Below are 22,050 nucleotides of genomic sequence, written 5' to 3' on the forward strand. Positions count from 1 at the left end.
CCTACTAATAATTAAGTTCTTACTGCCCAAAGCGTAATTTGTAAATCAGGATAGTTACCTGAAATATGCAAAGCGATACCACCACTACTAGACAAACTATCCCATTGATCACCTTGCTTATTTAACTCAAAATAGTGGTAACCAGCATGATATGGCACTTGTCGTGGTGCTGTTGGTAATGTGCTAACTGATATTCCTGGCAGCTGATTATTAACAAGGTTTCTGATTGTTTCTACACTACCAATTTTGATCTGAGACGGCAAAGATCGCCTTAATTCCTCGTGAGGAACGCTGGCTTTTACGGCAAGAATAAACTGACCACTTTTTAGCACCTCTTTGTCTTTTAGTGCACCAAAAGAAATACCATATTTGCTTTTTTCTAGCTTAATCTCTGTGGCAGTTTGCTCTATGACTTGGCTTAAGGATTGATATAAGAAGTTAGTGACCTCTGAAAATATCAACATCAAATTGAGATGATCATATTTAGGTAACTTCGGCACTAGTTTATTCGCTGAGCTAAAGGTTGCTAACTCACCAGACAGCTCAATCAATCTAGAATAAAGGTTATAAGGATGAATATTTTCAACAGCCAACAAACTGTTAAAAATAGCATCATACTTATTCAAAGTTTGCAACATAATAAAATCGGAAACGGAGGTGCTACCAGCATAACCTTGAGATAATCGACCTGCAATATTCTCAGCGCGTTGCTTAATTAAAGCAGAAACTTCCCTTACAATACTAAAAACTGGCTTACAGTGTCCAATATTTAAATGTGGCGGAATATACTTGCTATCTAAACGAATAGCTCCCTCATTACTAACCTCTATAATACGAGCAACTGGCAGAACAACATAGCCAGATACATCATCAGAGCTCAGCATTAGACGGCAATTTAGCTTAGAAATTTGAATCACTTCATCTGAATCACGCCCTAAACAGTCATCAGAAACCGTCAAATCCTCTAATTTAAAACGAGTCACCTGAGAGTCATCAATAGAAGAGACATTAACACTATTATTTTTGTAAGAGGGAACCGCCAAATAAACAAGCTGGTCGACTACATCTTTACCAACAATTAATGGATCAGGAATAAATGCATTGTCTAAGAAACTCAACGGCGTCAGATCCGGCATAATGCCTTTAAAGCCGTCTAAGCAAAACTGCCCTGTATTAAGAAGGCTTACATCAATACTTTGATCCATCATCCCCCAAGCATAATTGACATTCATACCAAGCAGATCTTTCATAGTATTGGCTAAATGTTTATCAGACTGTTGAAAATGCTGAGGTCTCAAGAACATGCCTTCAGTCCAGGCAACGGGAGAAAAATTATTCATATAAATCCTTTTATTCCTCTTTCAAATAGGTTGCGATAGACTCAACATTGACTCGCACATCATCATAGCCAGTTGGATCTGCTTTGACGACACCTCGCCATTTTGCTTTATCAATATCTCTATACGCGACGATTATACCTATAAAGCGTGTGTTTTGATTTAACTTCATTTTGTAATCAAGCTTCTGACCTGGTTGCAGTTCAATTTCATCTTTCTTAAGCAGGTCTGGACCAAGTACCTTTTCTGCATCACCGTAAAGACTAAAGAAGTCCTGTGTATCAAAAACTGCCTTAGAGCTTAATTCGAAAACCCTTATAACCACAGGCGAAGGCCTACCATTTATGTCTGGGTTGACATTTTTTGCAACATTAATTTCTAAATCAGTTGACGGTGGCACAATGTAATTAACAGTTGAGCAGCCCGTTAGGAACAAAAACAGAACAGCTAAAAACATGTATGGCAACTTGATCATTTTCACTTGAGGAAATCCTTTTTTAATTTTGTTTATTAACGTAGTTATCGTATGCACTTAAAAACTCATCAGAAAGCGCCATGACGCCTTTCTGATTCACTTCTTTAGAATATTCTTCAAATAATTCCTGATACAGTTTCCAGCTTATCGCCCCAGAACTTTTCGGCATAAACTTTAACAAGGAATTATTCTCATCTGCTTTTTTACTGACCATCTCAGGCGATAAAAGCTTCAATAGAGCCTCTAAGGAACCAGAAGCGGCAGCTAATATAGCGCCTTCATGCGTATGTAAATCATCAAAACTTTCTTTTATTGACGCAGTAGCTCCGAGAAAACTCCCGCTTTTACGCGTGTATAGATTCTGGATCGCATCATCAATCGTGGCAGAAAACTTCAACGGATTATTTTGCTCCACCTGAAACATCGTACGATTAATCTTCATCTGGTTCTTCATGTTAGCGCGTTGTCTTAACGAATTTATTACACCCATCAAAAGCGCATTCAAACCAACTCCCATCTCGAACCACTGTTTTTCTGTTTCGAGTTCATCTCTAACCGCTGATGAAACCCCTAACCCTTCTAGAAATGCCTGCATATGAGCTTGCTGGTTACTGTTTTGAGGCAATTCATGTCTAATGGGAGTGGTTGTAGTTTGACCACACTCTTTGGATGCTTCTTTTTGGGGCTGCACCTCTGGAGCTTGAGCTGTAGGCGACGTTGCGCTTTCCTTAGGTGGAACAAAAGATGGTTGCGGTTGCGGTTGCGGTTGCGGTTGCGGTTGCGGTTGCGGAGCCATTTGATGATCATTAGCAAACGGATCCAAACTAGTGTTATCGGAAAAAGAAAATGCATCCCAATCTTCGGGAATGAAATTAACATTAGATGAGGTATTATCTACAGAGTCAGCTGTATCAGCAGGTGCCATCTTTGGCGGGATCATCGATTCGTCGAGAATATCCTCACGAGCATAAGCTGGCGCAGGCTCAATTGCAGGGACAGCATCAAAAGAGGAAAAAGAATTTACAGCAGACTCAGTTTGCGCTGGGCTTTCTGCAGGAACATTAGGCTGACCAGCCTCAGATAAATCTTGTTGAGCACCCTGTAATGAGGCTTCAATCTGAAAATCACCCACATTGAAAGTGTCACCATCCACTAACTTATGTTTATTTCCCTTTCCTAAAGGCGACACACTATGATTAATGAACAACCCATTGGTTGAATAATCGTAGACATAGAATAGACCGCCCTCATTAACGACCTCACCATGTTTATTAGAGATTACTTTTTCAGGGTCAGGCAAATGCCAATCACATTCACGAGCACGTCCAAAAGTTAACGAATCCTCAGTAGACTTGGTCGCCTCTATTTCTGGTGAGAGACGATGATAACTAGTAATTTTTAATAAAACTTCCATTCTAATAGTTTCCTTGTATCTACATCCTCAAAATCATAAATGACTTTGCTGCTCACCTCAACAAGAAAGAAAACGGTCGGACGACCTGACTGTGAGGCAACTTCCCACTCTAATCAGCTATTATCAAGGCCTCAGAGCAAATTCCTCTCTTGATGATACCACTATATTTTTTATCCGTTTGTTCAGGTTTTACCCAGTTTAGCCATTATACCGCTTACTATTTACTTAACATCAATAGCAAAAGCTCCCCTCATACATCCTGCTCACTTTCGTAGCGACATACACTGAACCAACAGAAAAGCGTATCTCAATTCAGCTAAGAATAACGCTGAATGACACTAAAAAGAACCTCTTTTCTCTCTGAAAAGTGCACAATAAATGACTCTTACAACATTAAGCATTAAGAGTTTCCATTGTTTGGCCTAGCAGTGGTGTCCATTGCTAAAAATCTTTTTTTTTGTAAAAATGCACTTCCTGTGCAATGGATCCAAAGACAGTATTTGTCCTGGAGCAATATTAATTTGATAATGTGTTTGTTGTAACTAAAGGACTTCAGGATGAGCATTAATGATGATAAAACACAGATAGTATCGGTTAATTCATCAAAAGCAAATATTAGCCATTTCAACAATCAAGACTTTATTGGCAAATTGCTATCTAATAGATATTTAATCGTCGAGCTTATTGGGCAAGGCGGCATGAGCTATATCTATCGAGCCAGAGATACGTTTTTAGAGCACAATTCATTATCTGATTACCCGATCGTCATCAAAATTCTAAGACCAGAATTCTCTCAATCTCCAGAAGCAATTCGATTGCTAAAAGAAGAAGCCGCCCAGACGCAGCCGCTATCTCACCCCAATATTATTAAAGTATTCACTACCAGCACAGAAGACAATACTCATTATATTGTAATGGAATGGGTTAATGGAGAAACGTTAGAACAGCTCATCAAACGCAATAAGCCAACAGGCATTAAATTTAAAACCGCCTATCCAATCATAAAACAGCTCATCAGCGCCTTAGATTATGCGCATAGCCACGGAGTGATACATAACGACCTCAAACCATCCAATATTATTATTACTGGATCCGGGGAGTTAAAAATACTGGATTTTGGAATTGCAAAACAACTTACTAACAATGATGCTTATGCCTTTAGCAAGAAGAATGACAATGAAGTCATTGGTGGCTACACCCCCTCTTATGCCAGCCCAGAGCAGCTTAATGGCTACTCTGCCGATGTAAAAGACGATTTTTTCTCGTTGGGATGCATTATCTATGAGGTTTTAAGCAGCCGACACCCGTATGAAAGAAAAGCATCAAATACTCTTAATGAGAACACCAAAGCTAAGAAGCCTAAAAATAGCCCTTTCTTTTATTGGCGGGCCTTGAAATCAGCCGTTTCATTAAAAGCCGATAAGCGACAAAACATACTACAACGATTAAGCTGTCAACCTTTTCAAGGTTTAACAACAATAGCTACGTCTATACTTATAGTACTCGCCCTTCTCGTTGCTGCCTCCTACGCTTATCAGAATATTCATGCAGCTAATTCGCAGCTTATCGCAGAAAAAAATAATGCCGTTGCGATGAATAATCAAATAACTCAATGGATGTCGTGGGATGCACAAAGAACATTAAATTATTTTAATCAAATCCCCCCCCAATTTAACACAATAAAGCAGGGGCTTTTGAAGATACACCAACAAGAAATCATCCAAATATTTGATGATAGAATTGCCAATGTTAAAAACATAGAAGGGAAGATAAAAAACTACCCCGCCATCTCTAAAATTTATCAGCAGGCTTTAACCTATTACCCGGACTCTAGAGTATTACATACCCAATACAACAATATGCAAGTTGAGCGTCAATCAATTAGCATGGACATCATCACTCGCATTAACAACATGCTTAACCAACAACGTTATTTTGAAAAGGATCAAAATAATATTTTAGTGCTACTTCACAAATTAAGCATTATCGGTGGTGAAAATACATTCACACCAACTAAACAGCAAACTAAAACATTCAAAGCGGCTCTTAAAAAGGCCCAAGCGTCAGGCAATAAAACTCAAACCAAAACACTTATGAGCATTGATAAAGCCCTATTTAATAAGAGTGACTCATAGTGAACAAGTCAGCTAAGCTTAAAGCTTAGCTGACGACTCAACCCTATTTCACAGATGCTAACAAGGCGACCAACAATCGCCAAAACTCTCCTACTGAGGCAATCTCCATTCGCTCAGCTGGAGAGTGAGCACCACGAATATTTGGCCCGAAAGAGACCATTTCCATACCCGAATATTTCGCTCCAATAACACCACATTCCAAACCTGCATGAATAACTTTCACGTTAGCTTCTTTGCCTGTTATTTCTTTATGCACTTCGAGAAAGTGCTTCAATAAACCGGATTGGGGATCAGGGCGCCAGCCTGGGTAAGCATTTTCTAACGCTACGTCAGCGCCAATTAGATTAAATATTGACTTCGCGGTTTGAGCATGGTGTTCAACAGCGGAATCCAGAAGAGAGCGAACAAGTAAACAAGCATCGAAACATTTACTTCCATCGACATCGTTTTTCAGATTAATGACCCCAAAGTTACAAGACGTTTCCGTCACACCAGGCAGTTCTGTGCTCATACGATTAACGCCATTAGGAGCACAGTTAAGCGCATTAATGAGTGCAACCTGATCATCAGAAAACAACTCATTCTCTACCGCTGCCGAGCTAACAAAAACTTCTAATTTTGGCTCAGTCGAGGCAAACTCCGCTTTCATATCATTCGACACTTTACTAATAAGACGCTGAATAGCTGACTGTTCACTTGGTCGGTAGTTGATAGTAAAAGAGGAATCTCGGGGAATAGCATTACGCAATGTCCCTCCCGTAAAACCAGTTAATCCAAAGTGATTAACCTCTTTCAGAGCATTTAATAAGCGCCCTGCTAGTACATTGGCATTAGCCCGCCCTTTATGGATATCCAAACCTGAATGTCCACCACGTAGGCCAGTGATGGATATCGTCATGGCTTTTGCACCCTCACTAGCAGCTTGGGCCTGATATCGTTTAGAAACATTGATATCAACACCGCCAGCGCAGCCTATGTATACATCACCACTATCTTCTGAATCTAAGTTTAGGAGAATCTTGCCATTTAAAATACTCTCCTCTAATTCCAATGCGCCACGTAAACTGGTTTCTTCCTCTATTGTAAATAGAGCTTCAATCGGGCCATGTTGAATGTCAGACGATTCCAATACGGCCAATGCAGCCGCAACACCGATACCATTATCGGCACCAAGAGTCGTGCCTGTGGCATGCACCCACCCATCGACCACTCGAACTACAATGGGATCTTTTTCAAAGTCGTGTTCAACATCAGCACTTTTTTGCGAGACCATGTCGAGGTGACCTTGAAGAATCACTGTCTCGGCGCCTTCCATCCCTTCTGTCGCAGCCTTACGAATCAGCAAGTTCCCAGCCGTATCAACATAAGTGATTAAGCCAATGCTGTGCGCCCAATCAATTAGGTGTTGGCGGATAGAAGCTTCGTGGTAAGAAGGTCTTGGAGTGTTACATAACGTCTGAAAATGCCTCCAAATCGCTTTTGGTTCGAGTGTGGTTAGAATCTCGTTCATGATCTCTCTTATATTATTAAGTCGTTATCTTTGTTGAGGGGGTAAGGAAATGAGATGAATACCTCCTAATATCGATATTTATGCCTCAAAACTCGTCCTTGAGCACAACAAGCTAAAGAGAAAATTAGGAGTGAAACGACACATTTCCCTAACTACATTATAAAAAGCCCAACAATCAGGCAATCGAAATAAAGATAGCCGTTATAGAGAAAACGCATGTACGACTCAGCCTCTACCAGTATGAAGGAACGAGAAAGTAAAGAGTTTCTCAGAGTTTAAACATCTTCCGATAAATACGCTTGCGCTTCATTTTGCCCCATATACTTAGCGAGCGTTGGCAAAGGGACGCTTTTAATATCAACAACGATTAACCCATCCAAACAATCATGAAAAGCGGGATCGATATTAAAACACACGAGCTTGCCATTCATTTTAAGATATTGACGCAATAAAACAGGTACACCTTTCCCTTGATCGAGGCGAGATACGACCTTCGATAAAAGTGACACACTGGTCAAAGAAGACAACAAATTCGGCTGCCAAAATGCATTACCGCTTTTCCTCATGGGAGAAAGTGGCGACACTAAACTGGCTTTTTCCTGATCGTAATAATGAATAGATAAAGTTTCAGCAAGAAGCTGCCTAGAAATCATACTATAGTCATTACTGATACTCACTGGACCAAACAAATGTGTATAGCTTGGATTAAGAGAGACAAATCGAGCAATGCCCTTCCACAGCATTAATAGTGAGTTAAGGCTTTTTTGATAAGGCAGCGCCACAACAGATCGCCCTATTTCAATACTCTTATCAAGAGAGTTAATAAAGGCTTGATCGTAGCTGAACAGACTACGTGAATAAAGGCCACTCAACCCCTTTTGTTCAATTAACTGATCAACTTGACCTAAGCGATACGCCCCAACAATTTGCTTATCTTTTTTATGCCAGACAAATAACTGACGATAATAAGCATCATAATCATCAACATCACAAGACAAACCACTGCCTTCGCCAACTGATCGAAAGCACACTTCTCGAATACGCCCAATCTCTCTCATCAGGTTCGGAATATTTTGAGAATATGAGCAATATACTGCATAGTCACCTTGAACCAACAACAGATCACTACTAGGAAGCTGAGCAATTTCTCTTTCTAATACCACTGAATCTAAGGCATCTATAATAGGCAGATCGTGATTCTGCCCTAAAGCTTGTGGAACATCTTTATGCTGAGCTCCCATTAAATAGGTATTCAGCCGAAAATAGTTCACCATATCTTTGTCATTTTCAAACTCACTGACTTCGGAAAATGAAATAGGGCTACCAATAGAAATCGAAATACGGCTTAACTTTTTATTTAACAGTTCACGAGCCAACAAAGCGGTTCTTAGCAGTGGATGAACTCGGCCCGCCCCATAAAACAGGGCACTGTTTTTTCCATTAATAAAAATGGGGACCGTGGTCGCCTTGCTATGCTTTACAAACTTAGCGACAGAGTTGCGCCATTCGATATCTAGCAACTGTTTAGACCCTTTCGCATAAGAAGAGACCTCTCCGGCTGGAAAAATGATCAGCAGCCCCCCTTCGGCAAGATGTCTATTGGCATCGACAATAGCCAGACTATTGGTCTTTTTCGCCTTAGCTCCACCAAACACATTTACACCAATAAACAACTCCCGAATTTCAGGAAGCCGTTTAAGCATTTCATTTGCTAACACCTTCACATCGGGGCGAACCGAGCCTATCAGCTCGGCCAAGATCACCCCCTCAATGGCACCAAGAGGGTGATTTGCCACAATTACAACAGGCCCTTCTTTTGGAATATTATCTATAGAACCCAGCGACACATCATACTCAATATTGAGCGCGGATAAGGTATAACGCATAAACTCAAAGCTAGACAATCCTTGAGGACGTTGCTGGTAAATACGATCTAACTTGGCTAATCCCGTTGCCCATTCTACTAGGGATTCACCCACACCAAATGGCGTAAAGTGAGGCAAACGAAAAGGACTGCTACTCATTTTTTTCCTTATCCTGTAAAGGTTATATTAAAATATAATTTGATGAAACGACATCTAGTGCCATAAAACATACCTAAACAAAACCTTCCTTAGTCCGCTCATTTTACTTATCGAGCATTTTAAACCATCAAAGCGCGTAGTTACGGCACATACTATGAGCATCGTCATCAATATTAGGGATCGAGAAGGCAATCAGTTGCGAGGCTTCAGCGACCCTTCTGAGAAAGTCACAAACTCTTCAGCACTAGTTGGATGCACTCCGACCGTGGCATCAAAATCTGCTTTAGTCGCACCAGCTTTAAGCGCCACACCCAAACCTTGTATGATTTCGCCAGCGTAATCCCCAACCATATGGGCACCGATCACCCTATCATCCGAATTACTAACCAGCATTTTCATCAGAGCTCGTTCTGTGCTGCCGCTAAGAGTGTGCTTCATAGGACGAAAATCCGTCTGATAGACCCGAAAATCCAAGCCACGAGACTCAGCATCTTGTTCCGTTAAGCCAACCGTACCAATGGATGGCTGACTAAAAACAGCGGTCGGAATATTATCATAGTCAAAATCGATCTCTTTACCATCAAACCAATAAGCAATCAGCGCCATTGCCTCTTTGATCGCGACAGGCGTCAACTGAATATTATCAGTCACATCACCAAGAGCAAAAATGCTCGGCACACTGGTAGTGAAATTATGGTCAACTTTGATCGCCCCACTATTCGATGTTTCCACAGAAGCGTTCTCTAAAGCGAGAGCCTCCACGTTTGGCACACGTCCAGTTGCGTATAAGACCAAACCAAACTCTTCGCTACTGCCATCTTTGAAATACACAACTCGGTGGCTTGATTCGTTTGTTGGATCGGCTAGTTCAATACGCTCAACATCCGTATTTAAACGCACATCGATACCTGATTTTATATATTCTTCGCAAGCAAAATCTCGCACATCTTGATCAAACCCCCGAAGTAGCTGTTCTCCACGATAAATTAACGTGGTGTCGACATTCAAACCATTGAGAATACCAGCAAACTCTACGGCAATATAACCACCTCCAACAACCAACGCTTTTTTAGGAAGTTCTTCTAGGTAGAACATTTCATTGGAACTCACTACCCATTGTTTTCCATCAAACTCAGGAATAAAGGGTTTTGCACCAACTGCAATGAGAATTTTTTCAGCTGTATAATGAACACCATTCACAGACACTGTGTGGTCATCAATAAAAGAGGCAAAACCTGATATTATTTCAACACCTGCTTTATCAAGCATCATTTGATATATGCCATTTAAACGCGCAATTTCATTGGTTTTGTTGTCTCTTAAAGTGGCCCAATCAAAGCTTACACCATCATACATCCAACCGTAACCAGCAGCCTGTTCGACACCATGACCAAACTCCGAACCATAGACGAACAGTTTTTTAGGCACACAACCAATATTGACGCAGGTACCACCTAGCGAACTCCCTTCCGCAACAGCCACTTTATAACCTTTTGAAGCGGCGATACGAGATGCTCGAACCCCACCAGAACCAGCGCCAATAACAAACAAATCAAACTGATAAGACATTCAAAGTCTCCAAAATCATTCACGATGTAATATGACAACAGTTTAACAGTCCTATCCTCTAAGAAGAAGCTAAGAAAAAGGCTCTCAGTCATCCCTTCCTAACTTTGGGTAAGGTGATAACAAAAGCCAAAGAATCATCTTCTGATGTGATATCTATATCCCCTTGATGCAGACCTACAATGCGCTGAACAATGGCCATTCCAAGCCCGACACCATTCACTTTGCTTTGCGCTTGACTCCCGCGATAAAAACGCTCGAACACACGTTCAATCTCTTCCTGAGACATACCTCGTCCATTATCAGTCACCGACACTTGAAAGCTGTTATCCTCCTCTCTAATATCGACACAGATACTGGCACCTTCTCCGGAATATCGGATCGCATTATCAATCAGGTTGCGAAACAAACACCCAAGAAAAATTTCATTTCCTTGAATTTCTGAGGCTTGCCCTTCCGTTTCAAGCATAATTTTTTGATTCTGTTTAAGCGCTAATGGTACCAATTCAGCAACCACCTCCTGTAAAAGTGAAATGAGGTCAACAGTATGACTAAAATCTATTAGCAAACCATTATCCACTTTAGCAAGTGTCAACAACTGCTCTATGGTCCTTTCAGAACGTTTAATACTTCGTTTAATCTGCTCTAGATGATAGGCTCTTTGTTCTAAATCGGTGGTCTGTAAGGCATTCTCTGCATTCAGCATGATCACTGCCAACGGTGTACGTAGCTCATGAGCAGAATCCTGATTAAAACGTTTTTCTCTTTTCCATGCCGCATCCACTTCATGAAATAAAAAGTTTAAGCGCTCAATGAAACTGTAGAGCTCTCTCGGCACATTTTTCGTACTAAGAGGAGTCAGGTTAGTAATAGTCTTTCTGGAGACTTCTTTTTCCAGTCGATTAATCGGAGCAAATAGATAATTTGTTAATAAAACCAGTAACAAACACAGAAAAGGCGTGCTAATAACTAGGGGGACAATCGCAGGAATGACGATTTTTTCCTCTACTTCGGCACGCAAATGCATGTCTTCTCCAAACCAAAGCCACATAGGGAGTCCGGTTTGTGGATCCGTCAGCCTCACTGTTACCCCACGCCACACTCCCTTATGCGTCGGATCTTTTATATTATCGAACCCTAGATGACGCATTTGGACCAGATCTTCTGGAGGCGCATTTTTGGATTTTGCTAATATTTTTCCATTAGAGTCCAGTAGAAGATAAGAATAACTCTGTGAAGTGGGTTCATTTTTCATGCTATCACCAACCACTTTTTCAGCATCAAAATCACAATCTTTCCCTGCAGGTGAATGCGTGATCAAAAGCAGCTTGAGAAGTTTTTCATTAATCTCACGAAAGTGTTCATCATTGACCTCTAAGATGGCTTGGCGTGTACCGATATAAACCCAAATAGCTGAAACGGTAATCACCGCTAAGCAAAGGAGTACACTGGCAAAAACAAGGCGACGCTTAACGGAGTGTAACTTCATGCTCTTGTTGGATGATGTATCCAACTCCTCTTATATTTTTAATCGATCCCTTAGGCATTTTCTTTCTAAGATTATGAATGTGAACTTCTATCGAATTCAGCCCCGCACTTTCATCCCAACCATGCATATTTTGCAAAATTTGCGTTTTACTGAATACGCGACCAGCATTAGTCACCAAATATAAGAGTATCTTGAATTCATTAGGGGTTAAGTTAATTTGCTCATCCGACACCATGACTTTATGAGAGGAAAGAGACACAGCAATATCACCAACAACAATGGTATCATCTGCAATACCAGCTGAGCGCCTAATGATCGCATGAATTCTTGCTAATAATTCTTCAACCTGAAAAGGTTTCGTCAAATAATCATCGGCCCCATGATTAAGCGCATAGACACGATCATTTAATTCATCCCGAGCACTTAGAACAAGTACAGGGGTTTTATTTGCTCTACTCCTAAGCTCTTTTAAAACAGTTAGGCCGTTGATACCGGGTAAAGAAATATCTAGAATAACGAGTAAAAAGGACTCTGTTTGTAAGGCATGTAAAGCACTTTCCCCATCCTTAACCCAATCAGCAGCATACTGATTTTTATTTAAAGAGTCAGCAATAGCTTTCCCTAACATTATGTCATCTTCGACTAATAATATACGCATAGTTATCTATCCTTGTATAACCTATAACGTGTCACAAAAAGTACATTATAAAAATCTGTATAAATAGGTCTTATAAGTTAATTAAAAAATTTATAAAACTGACCTCTCTAAGAGTTTACTTTATCGAATACGAGTGTCATAACCATCTCTCCTTGAATAGAAAACTGACAATTTAGTATTTTTTTGATTCCAGACTTGTTGCTTAAAAAAGGCGATAAAGAAAAATATAATATTTGTTTCTCACGATCAACCTTTACTAAGTTGGCCTCTTCAAAGCCAAAGTATTGGCCAATGAAAGAATACAAAGCTTTAAATACACTCTCTTTAGCTGAGAAAATCAGAGTCAAAGCGACCTCGTCACTAAACCCAACCTCTTTCATATACATCATTTCATCAGAAGTAACAATAGAACTTTCAATTTCCTGACATGTTTCAAGAGTTAATATTTTTTCAGCATCAATTCCTAGGTAATAATCAGCACAAGGCAACTGTGCCATAACACAAGCTGCTATATTTTGACTGTGTGTAATGGATCCAAGCACGCCATTTGGCCAAACAGGACAACGGTCAGGACCTACTATCACCTCAAAGTCTTTCAAATCATCGTTACCGTCTTTTTGCAGCATTTGTTTGGCGAGATAACGACCCGCTAAAAATTCTGCGCGGCGTGACGCCACAGCCTTTTCTAACGATGGTGGAAAACGAACCCCTAATTCAAAAAAGAGAGAGTCACAATATAGCGAAGGGTTAAACTGACAGGAAGAGAGACATATAGGTCCTAAATCAAAATATTGTTCCTTGCAAATAAACTCATCACCACAAATATCTGACCAATCAGAGCAGATCGGCATACAACAATTTGCAGGTAATCTAAAATCCACAGACTAGTTCCTTGTATCAACCGTCACTACAGCAGATAGTCCACTATCTAGATGAACCGGTTTATCAAACACAATTCTAATAGGAACACGCTGTACTACTTTAGTAAAGTTCCCTGTCGCATTATCAGCTGGTAATAGAGCAAAAGTCGATGCGGTTGCAGGGGCAATACTCTCCACTTTGGCCTTAAAGACTTTGCCAGGATAGGCATCAATCGAAACATCAACCGATTGGCCTTTATGCATCCTCGCTTTTTGAGTTTCTTTAAAATTGGCTTTCACCCAAGGAGTTTCATCTGAAACAAGGCTAACGACAGACTGTCCCGGCTGAGTCATCATACCAACCTGAAGATTGCTATTGCTTACGGTACCATCAATTGGAGCAATGATACGAGTATAACCAAGAGATAAAACAGCCTGAGATAAGCTGGCCTTAGCCTGTTTTACCATGGCTCTTGCTTGATCTATTTTGCTTTGCAACACCTTTAGATTATCCTGCTGAGTTTTCAAACTCGCAATGGCTTGCCAATAATCCGCTTGATCAATATGAAAGACGGATGCACTTTGATCAATGTCTTTCTTAGAGACAAAATTTTGCTTTTCCAACGATTGCAAGCGCTTATACTGCTCAAGAGAATTACTGTATTTTGCCTTCATAGAATCCACTTTACTCTGATACTCACTAATCACACTTTTTTGCATCTGGTAAGACGCTCTCGCATTAGATAATTGAGCGACACTTTGATCCAAAGACGCTTCAGCAAGTTTTTTTTTAATAATAAACTCACGATCATCTAATAGTGCTAATAAATCCCCTTTTTTAACTTCCTGGTTATTAATGAAATTAACTTTAACAACTTGAGCATTAATGTGGGAGCTCACATTGGTAATATCAGTTCTGACATAAGCATTATCTGTTGATTGAAAATAGCGGGCATAATAATACCAGTAGGAACCTCCCGCCATGGCCATCAAGACAACAGGAATGACAATTTTAGCTATTTTTTTCACAATAACGCCAACCCACTTTAAAGTTAAATCATATTAAACACGTACTAATGGCTTACCCAAATGCTTTCCTTGTAACATATTGATAAATGCGGTTGGCGCATTTTCTATGCCTTCTGTAATGGTTTCTCGAAATTGAATCACCCCTTTTTCTACAGCATCAACTAACCACAAAACGGCTTCGGGAGACTCATTCATCCATTCAGTAACAAGGAAAAAACGGTTTTCGGGGGATGACGGTAGTGATGAGAAAAAACGAGATAATGTCGCGCTGTCTACATCTTTATCTTTGTCGTATAACGAAGCACTACCACAAATAGGTACTCTAGAACCTTCATTGAGATAACGAGCAACAATAGACGATACTCGTCCTCCTACATTTTCAAAATAAATATCGACACCATTTGGACAGAGTTTCTCAATCGATTCCGCCAAATCATCTTCTTTATAATTAATGCAAGCATCGAATCCCAAGACATCAACAACATAACGGCATTTCTCTTGAGTTCCTGCAATCCCCACGACATGACACCCTGCCATTTTTCCTAATTGACCAGCGACGGCCCCTACCGCTCCGGATGCGGCCGATACCACAAGCGTTTCGCCTTTTTTGGGTTTGCCAATTTTGCGTAACCCAAAGTAAGCCGCCAAACCTGGTGTACCAGCAACCGTTAAAAACAAACTGATAGATAAGCGTGTTTCGGGTAAATGTTTTGTTAGAAAGTCTGCATCACTGGATATATAGTACTTCTGCCACCCTGAGAAAGTCGCAACATAATCACCCACTTTATAATTCGGATTTCGTGATTCTATGACTGTCCCTACCGTTTCCCCTTGGATAGCTTCGCCAAGCTTAATAGGGTCTACATACGCGGTGTACTCATTCAAACGCGGCCGTGTATAAGGATCCATTGAGAGAAAATTGTTCTCCACCAGAAACTCGCCTTCTTTCAACTCACCAACAGGACGATCTTCTAACCGAAAATTATCAATAGATGCCTTACCATTAGGGTGACTATGTAAGATAACAGTCGGGTTTTTAAATTTATTCATCAAGAAACTCCCTTTAAAAATTTATTAAAAACGTAAAAGTCATATTTCACATTTAAGCTATTTTCGTTGTAGACCAACGTAATCTAGGCCAATAAACACTAAACGCAATCATAATCAATGTTAATGGCCAAGAGAAAACAAAAACAAAATCATTTGATAAACTTGGTTGAGTTTTATAAATAAAAATAACCATAACCGCTTTAACAATATAAACAAACACCCATACCAAAGAAATTTCTTGCCACACCCTACAATACTTTGGTGTACCATAAGAGGATAGTTGAGTTAACCTAGGCATAGCATTTTCTGCTTGAGTTCGAATAACAGGACGTCCAATTAAAGAATAAAATGAAAACACTAAAACAACAGAGATCGCCCCACCAACGGATAGAAAAACACCTTCTTTATCGATTCCAAAAAAGCTATAACCATTAAGATAAAAATAATGAATTATCCCAGATACCAGAATAATTGAAATAATAGAAAACGAACCAGGTCGTTTGCTAAAAACTTCCAACAAACCTGAATAACAAGCTGTCAAAACAACTGCCATACCAGCACCAAGCCACCAAAAAGCAATATTATAAATAAGAATAGGAATAATTATAGTCAGTCTCGCTTCCGGTGACATAAGGTAGTTCATAACACCAGATTGCTTTTTATCAATCATTTTTCATTTCCTTTTTAAATAGATTTGAAACTCTCGATTTGAAAACAATACCATCATAGCGGTTCCAAACATCATAACCCCCATAATAAAAAAGAGATTATTGAATGCCATTATTTCTGCTTGTTTAATTATCCTTTTTCCCATTAAGCCTATAGCCACTTTTTGTACATCTGTCTGACTGCTCGCAATACCTTGCGTTATTAAAAGGTGTTTGACGTCGGAAAAATAATGATAAAGCACCTGACTGCCCTTCAATATAACTGATTTTACCCCATCAAAATGAACGTAAACCTGTGCTGAAAAATACGTCGTTAATATTGCTGTTCCCATCGAGCCACCTATACTACGAAAAACATTAATAAGCACAGCAGAAGACATGGCATCCTCAGCTTTAATATTTTGTGTAGCAAGCATAGATAAAGGCACCATAATAAATGGCTGTCCAACCGCACGAATCATCATGGATAAAACCATTTGTGGGCCAGAATAGTTCAAATCCATATGGCAATTCATAAAAGCACTGATAGAAAGCCCTATAAAGCCAATGCATATCAGATACTTAGGGTTGTAAATTCGCACTAAAAAGGGAATTAAAGGTAATACAATCAATTGAGGTAGCCCCATCCAAATAACCACATGCCCTATTTCCGTCGCGTTATAATCATGAACCATTGTCAAATAGTAAGGAACTAAAAATAATGTCCCATATATGGCTACTCCCAGCATAGCAAAAATAATCAAGGCGTAAGAATACTGAAACTCTTTAAATAACCTTATATTGACAAGAGGGTTTATGCTAACTATTTGATCATAAATAAAAACAATAAAGCTAATAAAAGAAACAATCGACAATATACAAATCATATTGGAGTCAAACCAACTCTCCTCTCTTCCTTTTTCTAAAATAACCTCTAGTGCACCTAAAAAAAGCATCACCGAAATCACTCCAACAAAATCTCCCTGCCGGATGATTTTCCAATTAACCTTAGGATGTTGAATTGACTGATATATCAATGTAAAAGCCAGTACAGATGGAATCGCATTTACATAAAAAATCGCCTGCCACGAAAAATGATTGGTTAACCAGCCCCCCAAAGCAGGACCGATTGCCGGTGCAAAAGTGGCAATTACGCTAAACATTGACATGCCAATAGCACGTTTTTCTCGTGGTAAAATCTCAATGATCAATCGAAACGACAAAGGAATCAGTGCGCCCCCTGCAAACCCTTGAATGGCCCGAAAAACAATCATCGAATCCAAATTCCATGACCAGGAACACAAGATAGATGAGACAAGAAAGCCAGTGATACAGCATAATGCATAACGCCCCGTCCCTAATGCTTTTGCCAACCATCCACACAAAGGAATCGCCACAATCTCTGCGGTAAAATATGACGTCATCAGCCATGAACTTTCATCCAAAGACGCCGACAAAGCGCCTTGGATGACCTTCATAGAAGAGTTGGTTATCTGAATATCCAGTATAGCCATGAAGCCGCCAATCAGACCGCCAATGATAGCTAACCACTCTTTTTGAGTGACAGTGACATCCACCTTCGCTTGCTCAGCTGTCATTGTGCTCAAAGCACTTCTCCCTTGCCTATCACGCTAATGACAATGTTATCCATCTATCAACTGAATACCTGACCAAAGTTGCTCAGTCTCGGTTCTGCTTAAAGCAGAACCGACTTAAGCTTCTCAGCTAATGAGCGTATATTGGGTAGATTCATCATCGACAGATGATCACCTTGCGCTGGAATAGTAGTCACTTCTTGTTCACTATAGGCTTGCCATCCTAGGCCAGGTTCATCAAGCTGCGTCCGCCCTTGCAAAATATCATTGGCTTCAGCAACAATGACGGAGCCTGAAAAACGTCTGCCCATGTAGCGATCAGTTGCGGTCATATGTGCCCATAGAATCCCCAAGAAATATTTAAAGTCATCGACACTAATATTATCTGGGACAAGATCTGCTTGCCGGAATCCATCTAAAAACACTTCTGTACGTTGTTCATCTGGCAACGCGGCCAGTGCCGAACTTGAGGTGTTAAACGAAATACCAGTAAAGAGTTCAACCTTATGAGCAAAATAAGCCAGTCTTTCGTGCTCTGACATACTTGCACTATTATCCACATTGACTTGTGGTGCAGGCTGATCAAAAACCACAACCGATGGTTCAATGCCATAAGCCTGATTAATCTGATAAGCCATTTCAAAAGCAATCGTGCCCCCTAGAGACCAACCACCGACTACCAACCGAGAATTAGAAGAAATAATACTTTGAACCTCTTCTAAATAATGGGCAGCCAAAGCCGTAATATCATGGTTGTATTCAGGATTATTTCTAAAGTCAGCAACTTGCACGCCATAAACTGGGTAATCGCTACCTAACTCTTGAACCAATTCGTGATAACAAAAAACATTACCGCCCGCAGGATGAACCAGCACTAAGGTCGGCTTACTATCAACAAGACCCTCATTCAACCTCACTAAAGACGAACCAAATTGATTACCCGACTCACTATTCGTCATCTGCTCAATCAATGCCGATAGCTCAACAATACTGCTATTTTCAAACATTTGACCTAAATTGAGAGCGGTATTGAATGCCTTATTCACCTCAATGATTAATTTAATCGCACTAATAGAATTGCCACCAAGGTCTAAAAAGCCGTCGTGAATATCAATCTTGTCAATGTTTAGGGCATTCTGATAAAGGCCCAATAAGCGTGACTGTACATCCGTTTCAGGCTGGCTTACGGTACGCTGCTCGTCATGTCTTTTGTCTGTATTAGGCAGTGCGTGGTAGTTCACCTTTCCATTTGCCATCAATGGCATTGCATCCAGCCAGATCCACGACTCTGGTAACATGTAATGTGGTAGTAGCTCTTTTAACGACTGCTTTAAAACATCTTGTTGTGCTAAGTTTTCAGCTGGGTTGTTTTCACACACCAAGTAAGCTATCAATGTGGACGTACCATCACGGTATTCTTGATGCTTCACTGCTGCTTGGTGAACACCGGATAACGACATAAGAGCCTGTTCGACTTCTGCTAACTCAACACGGTACCCTCTAATTTTACATTGACGGTCTAAACGCCCTAAATAGGCTAAGTTACCATCCGCGAGTAATCGTCCTTTATCACCTGTCCGATAAAGACGCTCACCCGCAACAAAAGGGTGCTCAATAAAACGTTGATTTGTTTGCTCTGGAAGCCCAACATAACCATTCGATAATTGACTCCCACCAATACAAATCTCACCTGGAATCCCCACAGGAACAAGCGCTTCATTCTCATCCAGGATTAACACATGGCAGCCATCTAACGGTTTACCAATGGGTACGGACTCAATATCCGACGCTAGATCATTAGGTAGTAAGAAAGTAGATACACCCACCGTAGTTTCTGTTGGGCCATAATGATTGATAATACGACAGGTCGGAGTCACGGTTTGGATGCGCTTTATCAGCGATATAGGTAAACGCTCACCACCAAGTACCAGCACGTCTCGAGGTAGAATCGCTCCGGCATCAGGCAAAGCCATTAAGGCGGACAAATGCGTGGGCGTAATCTTCATGCAGTCCAACGGATAAGACGATAGATACTCCACTAGGTAAGTAGGGTTTTCTAGCATATTTGCGGACATCACCACTAACTCTCCCATCTGAATAAGAGATGGGAACAACATGGTATGAGCCAAATCCGTTGTGAAAGAAGAAAACATGCCATAACGCGCGCCCGAAGGCTGATCCAACACTGGAATAATCGCATGGCAATATTGGCTGAGCTGAGCATGAGAGACACACACACCCTTCGAAACACCCGTACTGCCAGAGGTGTAGATAATATAAGCAGGTGAATCAGGGGTTAGCGACGCGCAGTTAAACTCAACTAAGGAAGTCTCGCTGCCAGCCTTATCATTATTCGTAACATCTAACCACTGTATTCCTTGTTTTGAACTCAACCCTGAAAGAGAATCTGGCAGCCCGCCTGCAACCAAGGCAAAAGAGACAGAAGCATCATCTAAAATATACGCTACTTTCGACTCTGGTAATGCAATATCCACAGGGACGTAACAACCACCAGCTTTCATAACTGCTAATAAAGCCGCGACAGAATGCTCACTTTTATCCATCAATATAGCAACAGGCTGCCCCGCTTTTAAACCTAGTGATATTAGCTCTGATGCCAAATGGTTAGCCGCTGCATTAAGCCCACTATAAGTAAAAGAACGCTCTTCACAGCGTACAGCAACCTCTGTAGGGTTTGCTATGGCCTGCTCCTCAAAGAGCCGAAAAACTGGAGGGAATGCCTGAGCCTCGCTTGGTTGACATTTTTCGAGAAGATATTCTCTCTCCTCTGGGGTAACAAGAGATAATGATTTCACAGGTAAATGAGCGCGCTTAACAAACTCCATCAACAAGCTTTTAAAGCTAGCGAGCATTTTTTCAATAGTGTGGCGCTCAAATAAGTCAGTGTTGTAATTCAATGTGAAAACGAGGCCATCACCATCTTCCTCTACCCATAAATTCAAATCTAACTTTGAAACGCCGTAATCGACTTTAATTGGACTAAATGTGAACAATTCATGAGTATTGCGTGAATGTGGGTAAACCTGATAAGTAAGGACAGCTTGATACAGCGGGTTAATGCTTGGATCACTTTTATAGTGCAGCGCTTCTAAAATACGATTGAGTGGAATAGATTGATGTTCTGCCGCACTTTCACTTTCTGCCTTTGCTGCAGATACCAATTCTTCAAGCGTGGTATCTTTATCAATATGAAAACGCAGTGGCAAGGTGTTCATAAACAACCCCATCATCTCCTGCGTTTGAGACAACATCCTATTGGCAAAAGGCACACCCAATACGATGTCTTGCTGCCCACTGTATTTATGCAACAGCAGGTGATAGGCCGCTAACATTAAATGAAAGGTCGTTGCTCCCTTTTTAGCAGCAAACGACTGAATCTCTTGATAGGCCTTTGCCTCCAAGGATAAACTGACAATCCCCCCTTCAAAAGACATCGTCTGCGGACGAGGATGGTCCGTTGCTAACTCAAGCACACCATGCACACCCTCAAGTTTTTTAACCCAATAGTCTAACCCTTGGTTAAACTTACCCTCCTCATACCAACGACTCTCTTCAAGAGCATAATCTGTAAACTGTGGAACTTTTTCGTTCCCACCAAGATCAAAGTAAAGGCTCATAAACTCTTTAATGCACAAGCTCATTGTCCAACCATCTGAAATGATGTGGTGGAACGTTAGCATAATGACAAATTCGCCTTTATTCGTTTTTACCATATGCCATCGTACTAATGGCCCCTTTTCTAGGTCGAAGTTTTTACGCCCTTCTTCTCGAGCGACCTTCATAATCCACTTATCTTTCTCCACCTCAGTCCAATCAGAAATATCATCATAGGCAAAATCAAACCCGGCATTACTGTCGATACACTGGCTAGGCTCATCATCTACCAAGCGAATAGTGGTACGAAAGATATTGTGCTTATTGGCTAAGGTATCGAGTGTTTTGCGGACTTTTTCTGGATCAAATTCATGGTCTAACCGACAGCGAATCGCAAACGGATTATTGTAAGCCTTATTATCATTAAGGAACTGATCTAAAGCCCACATGCCTTTTTGGGCATTAGTTAACGGAAAAACAGTTCGGCTTGATGATGAGTTGGCAGCATTCTGTGCTGCCGCTTTCTCCTTCTTCTCACGAGCTAAACGTTTAAGTTCTTCAAGACCCTTAGAGCGAAGTATTTCATTTGTTTTCATATTCATCGGAAGCATGCCTTTTGCAGAGATGAAAAATGTTGGCTATATGG

The 22,050-nt window shown here is 40.7% G+C and carries 15 protein-coding genes; 1 reads left to right on the top strand and 14 read right to left on the bottom strand.

Annotation, left to right across the window (positions count from 1 at the left end; translation table 11 throughout):
- Positions 1-11 precede the first annotated feature (11 nt).
- From tssK to tagH, 3 genes are read right to left on the bottom strand one after another with little or no spacing between them, the layout of a single operon-like run.
- Positions 12-1,340, bottom strand: a complete 1,329-nt coding sequence (tssK, locus tag MSP8886_RS15730) for a type VI secretion system baseplate subunit TssK (RefSeq protein WP_067018144.1) — start codon at positions 1,338-1,340, stop codon at positions 12-14.
- Between the two features lie 10 nt (positions 1,341-1,350).
- Positions 1,351-1,812, bottom strand: a complete 462-nt coding sequence (tssJ, locus tag MSP8886_RS15735) for a type VI secretion system lipoprotein TssJ (protein WP_067018251.1) — start codon at positions 1,810-1,812, stop codon at positions 1,351-1,353.
- Positions 1,813-1,834: 22 nt separating this feature from the next.
- A complete protein-coding gene (gene tagH / locus MSP8886_RS15740) occupies positions 1,835-3,226 on the bottom strand; it encodes a type VI secretion system-associated FHA domain protein TagH (RefSeq protein ID WP_067018147.1) in 1,392 nt (463 codons plus the stop codon).
- Between the two features lie 557 nt (positions 3,227-3,783).
- Between tagH and MSP8886_RS15745 the strand changes: the two genes are divergently transcribed.
- Positions 3,784-5,361, top strand: a complete 1,578-nt coding sequence (locus MSP8886_RS15745; protein ID WP_067018149.1) for a serine/threonine-protein kinase — start codon at positions 3,784-3,786, stop codon at positions 5,359-5,361.
- A 43-nt stretch (positions 5,362-5,404) separates the two neighbouring features.
- On the opposite strand, the gene MSP8886_RS15750 is transcribed toward MSP8886_RS15745, so the two are convergent.
- The 11 genes from MSP8886_RS15750 to MSP8886_RS15800 form a co-directional block, all read right to left on the bottom strand.
- Positions 5,405-6,871, bottom strand: a complete 1,467-nt coding sequence (locus tag MSP8886_RS15750) for an aminoacyl-histidine dipeptidase (protein WP_067018151.1) — start codon at positions 6,869-6,871, stop codon at positions 5,405-5,407.
- Positions 6,872-7,146: 275 nt separating this feature from the next.
- The gene (locus MSP8886_RS15755) at positions 7,147-8,895 is read right to left on the bottom strand and encodes a bifunctional lysophospholipid acyltransferase family protein/GNAT family N-acetyltransferase (RefSeq protein ID WP_067018154.1); all 1,749 of its coding nucleotides are present in this window, start codon (positions 8,893-8,895) and stop codon (positions 7,147-7,149) included.
- Positions 8,896-9,087: 192 nt separating this feature from the next.
- Positions 9,088-10,464 carry a glutathione-disulfide reductase gene (gene gorA, locus MSP8886_RS15760; RefSeq protein ID WP_067018156.1) on the bottom strand — a complete coding sequence of 459 codons (1,377 nt, stop codon included), beginning with the start codon at positions 10,462-10,464 and terminating at the stop codon, positions 9,088-9,090.
- Positions 10,465-10,552: 88 nt separating this feature from the next.
- A complete protein-coding gene (locus tag MSP8886_RS15765) occupies positions 10,553-11,950 on the bottom strand; it encodes a sensor histidine kinase (RefSeq protein ID WP_067018158.1) in 1,398 nt (465 codons plus the stop codon).
- Positions 11,931-12,608 carry a response regulator transcription factor gene (locus MSP8886_RS15770; protein ID WP_067018160.1) on the bottom strand — a complete coding sequence of 226 codons (678 nt, stop codon included), beginning with the start codon at positions 12,606-12,608 and terminating at the stop codon, positions 11,931-11,933. The genes MSP8886_RS15765 and MSP8886_RS15770 overlap by 20 nt, the downstream gene beginning before the upstream one ends.
- Positions 12,609-12,715: 107 nt before the next feature.
- A complete protein-coding gene (locus MSP8886_RS15775; protein WP_067018162.1) occupies positions 12,716-13,489 on the bottom strand; it encodes a 4'-phosphopantetheinyl transferase family protein in 774 nt (257 codons plus the stop codon).
- Positions 13,490-13,492: 3 nt separating this feature from the next.
- Positions 13,493-14,497, bottom strand: a complete 1,005-nt coding sequence (locus MSP8886_RS15780) for an HlyD family secretion protein (protein ID WP_067018164.1) — start codon at positions 14,495-14,497, stop codon at positions 13,493-13,495.
- A 33-nt stretch (positions 14,498-14,530) separates the two neighbouring features.
- The gene (locus MSP8886_RS15785) at positions 14,531-15,547 is read right to left on the bottom strand and encodes an NADP-dependent oxidoreductase (RefSeq protein ID WP_067018166.1); all 1,017 of its coding nucleotides are present in this window, start codon (positions 15,545-15,547) and stop codon (positions 14,531-14,533) included.
- A 52-nt stretch (positions 15,548-15,599) separates the two neighbouring features.
- A complete protein-coding gene (locus MSP8886_RS15790) occupies positions 15,600-16,217 on the bottom strand; it encodes a hypothetical protein (RefSeq protein WP_067018168.1) in 618 nt (205 codons plus the stop codon).
- Positions 16,218-16,220: 3 nt separating this feature from the next.
- Complete coding sequence (locus MSP8886_RS15795; RefSeq protein ID WP_067018171.1) at positions 16,221-17,792, bottom strand: DHA2 family efflux MFS transporter permease subunit; 1,572 nt, start codon at positions 17,790-17,792, stop codon at positions 16,221-16,223.
- A 98-nt stretch (positions 17,793-17,890) separates the two neighbouring features.
- On the bottom strand, positions 17,891-22,006 hold the full coding sequence (locus tag MSP8886_RS15800) for a non-ribosomal peptide synthetase (protein WP_067018173.1): 4,116 nt from the start codon (positions 22,004-22,006) through the stop codon (positions 17,891-17,893).
- Positions 22,007-22,050: the final 44 nt, after the last annotated feature.

It is taken from the genome of Marinomonas spartinae (genome assembly GCF_900089775.1).
Lineage (GTDB): Bacteria > Pseudomonadota > Gammaproteobacteria > Pseudomonadales > Marinomonadaceae > Marinomonas > Marinomonas spartinae.

What these genes read in the sequence shown, in the direction of transcription:
- tssK (WP_067018144.1), bottom strand. Translation starts at nt 1,340, where the DNA reads ATGAATAATTTTTCTCCCGTTGCCTGGACTGAAGGCATGTTCTTGAGA.
- tssJ (WP_067018251.1), bottom strand. Translation starts at nt 1,812, where the DNA reads ATGATCAAGTTGCCATACATGTTTTTAGCTGTTCTGTTTTTGTTCCTA.
- tagH (WP_067018147.1), bottom strand. Translation starts at nt 3,226, where the DNA reads ATGGAAGTTTTATTAAAAATTACTAGTTATCATCGTCTCTCACCAGAA.
- MSP8886_RS15745 (WP_067018149.1), top strand. Translation starts at nt 3,784, where the DNA reads ATGAGCATTAATGATGATAAAACACAGATAGTATCGGTTAATTCATCA.
- MSP8886_RS15750 (WP_067018151.1), bottom strand. Translation starts at nt 6,871, where the DNA reads ATGAACGAGATTCTAACCACACTCGAACCAAAAGCGATTTGGAGGCAT.
- MSP8886_RS15755 (WP_067018154.1), bottom strand. Translation starts at nt 8,895, where the DNA reads ATGAGTAGCAGTCCTTTTCGTTTGCCTCACTTTACGCCATTTGGTGTG.
- gorA (WP_067018156.1), bottom strand. Translation starts at nt 10,464, where the DNA reads ATGTCTTATCAGTTTGATTTGTTTGTTATTGGCGCTGGTTCTGGTGGG.
- MSP8886_RS15765 (WP_067018158.1), bottom strand. Translation starts at nt 11,950, where the DNA reads ATGAAGTTACACTCCGTTAAGCGTCGCCTTGTTTTTGCCAGTGTACTC.
- MSP8886_RS15770 (WP_067018160.1), bottom strand. Translation starts at nt 12,608, where the DNA reads ATGCGTATATTATTAGTCGAAGATGACATAATGTTAGGGAAAGCTATT.
- MSP8886_RS15785 (WP_067018166.1), bottom strand. Translation starts at nt 15,547, where the DNA reads ATGAATAAATTTAAAAACCCGACTGTTATCTTACATAGTCACCCTAAT.
- MSP8886_RS15790 (WP_067018168.1), bottom strand. Translation starts at nt 16,217, where the DNA reads ATGATTGATAAAAAGCAATCTGGTGTTATGAACTACCTTATGTCACCG.
- MSP8886_RS15795 (WP_067018171.1), bottom strand. Translation starts at nt 17,792, where the DNA reads ATGACAGCTGAGCAAGCGAAGGTGGATGTCACTGTCACTCAAAAAGAG.
- MSP8886_RS15800 (WP_067018173.1), bottom strand. Translation starts at nt 22,006, where the DNA reads ATGAATATGAAAACAAATGAAATACTTCGCTCTAAGGGTCTTGAAGAA.